Source organism: Pseudomonas sp. MWU13-3659, from assembly GCF_023757525.1.
In the GTDB taxonomy this organism is placed as follows: domain Bacteria; phylum Pseudomonadota; class Gammaproteobacteria; order Pseudomonadales; family Pseudomonadaceae; genus Aquipseudomonas; species Aquipseudomonas entomophila_E.
In genome coordinates, this window is record NZ_JAMSHW010000073.1 from 1 (window position 1) to 1823 (window position 1823).

Genomic DNA, 1823 nt, shown 5'->3' on the forward strand with positions numbered 1-1823 from the left:
TAAGCGCTCCATGAACCCCACATTCAAAGCGCTTATCTGATCCCCGATGCTGTGCTCCCGATTTCTTTCTGGAGCTCGCCGACCATGATGCGACCCGACGCCAAAGTCGAAAAAGTGTACCTCTACCCCAAGCCCGTCGACTTTCGAAAATCCATCGATGGCCTGGCCGCGCTGGTCGAGCTCGATATCAAGGTGGCGGTGTTCGACCCGGTGCTTTTCGTCTTCCTCAACAAGCCGCGCAACCGCGTGAAGATCCTGTATTGGGAGCGCAACGGTTTCTGCCTCTGGCTCAAACGCTTGGAGTCCGAACGTTTCAAAACCTCGCCCGATGTCACTGACGAAGTCATTGTCCTGACCGTCCAGGAACTGAACTGGCTACTCGATGGCTTCGACCTCTGGCGTAACCGTCCGCATCAGGTTTTGACGCCTCGATACGTCGCCTGATTCGGTATAATCCACGGCATGATTTCCATGCCCGAAAACCTCCCTGACGATCCTGTTCTGCTCAAGCAACTGCTTGAGCAGATGATCAACGAGCGCGCGTCCGACAAGGGCAAGATCGTTCATCTCGAAGAGGAAGTTGCGCTGTTGCGCCAGCGCCTGTTCGGGCGCAAGACCGAGCAGACAGGCGATGCGGCGACGCCACAATTGCCGCTCTTTGACGAAGCGGAAAGCCTGGCCGAACCCTTGGATGAGGCCGGCGACGAAGAAGTCGTTGCGCCGACCAAGCGCCGTGGCAAACGCAAGCCGCTGCCGGCTGATTTGCCGCGTATCGAAGTTGTCCACGAACTGCCCGAGCATGAACTGATCTGCACGTGTGGCTGCCGCAAACATGCCATCGGTGAAGAAGTCAGTGAACAGCTTGAAATCGTCCCGATGCAGATTCGCGTCATCAAGCATGTTCGCAAGGTGTACGGCTGCCGCGACTGCGAATCAGCGCCCGTAACGGCGGACAAGCCTGCCCAGGTGATCGAGAAAAGCATGGCTAGCCCGAGTGTGCTGGCCATGCTGCTGACCACCAAATACGTAGACGGCTTGCCGCTTCACCGCTTCGAAAAAGTGCTGGGGCGCCACGGTATCGATATCCCGCGCCAAACCTTGGCACGCTGGGTGATTCAATGCAGCGAGCACTTGCAACCGTTGCTGAATCTGATGCGCGAGAGCCTGTTGAGCAGTCGGATCATCCACTGTGATGAAACACGTGTGCAGGTGTTGAAAGAGCCGGGTCGTGAGCCCAGCAGCCAATCCTGGATGTGGGTACAAACCGGCGGCCCACCTGATCGGCCAGTGATCCTTTTCGACTACGCCACCAGCCGAGCGCAGGAGGTGCCGACGCGCCTGCTGGATGGCTATCGCGGCTATGTCATGACCGACGACTACGCCGGTTACAACGCGCTGGCTGCACAGGACGGCGTGGAGCGGTTGGGCTGTTGGGCCCACGCGCGCCGCAAGTTTGTCGAAGCGCAGAAAGTGCAACCCAAGGGTAAAACCGGGCGGGCAGACATCGCACTGAACTTGATCAACAAGCTCTATGGCATTGAGCGCGAGCTTAAGGACAACAGCGATGAAGATCGCAAGCTGGGCCGTCAAGAGCGCAGCCTACCGGTGCTGGCCCAGCTGAAAAGCTGGATAGAGAAAACGCAGCCCCAGGTCACGACCCAGAATGCGCTGGGTAAAGCCATCGGCTATCTGGCCAGCAACTGGAGCAAGTTGGAACGTTACGTCGAGCATGGCGACTTGCCGATCGACAATAACGCCGCCGAGCGTGCGATCCGCCCGTTTGTCATCGGCAGAAAGAACTGGTTGTTCAGTGATACGCCCAG

At 58.2% G+C, this 1823-nt stretch carries 2 protein-coding genes; both read left to right on the forward strand.

Annotated features, from left to right (window positions below; all coding sequences use genetic code 11):
- The first annotated feature begins 84 nt into the window (after window positions 1-84).
- Window positions 85-444: an IS66 family insertion sequence element accessory protein TnpB gene (tnpB, locus tag NGM28_RS28315; protein WP_252092530.1), complete on the forward strand. Its 360-nt coding sequence runs from the start codon at window positions 85-87 to the stop codon at window positions 442-444.
- 18 nt (window positions 445-462) lie between these two features.
- Window positions 463-1823 (forward strand): IS66 family transposase (tnpC, locus tag NGM28_RS28320; RefSeq protein ID WP_252092531.1); only part of this gene is annotated, 1361 nt, incomplete at its 3' end.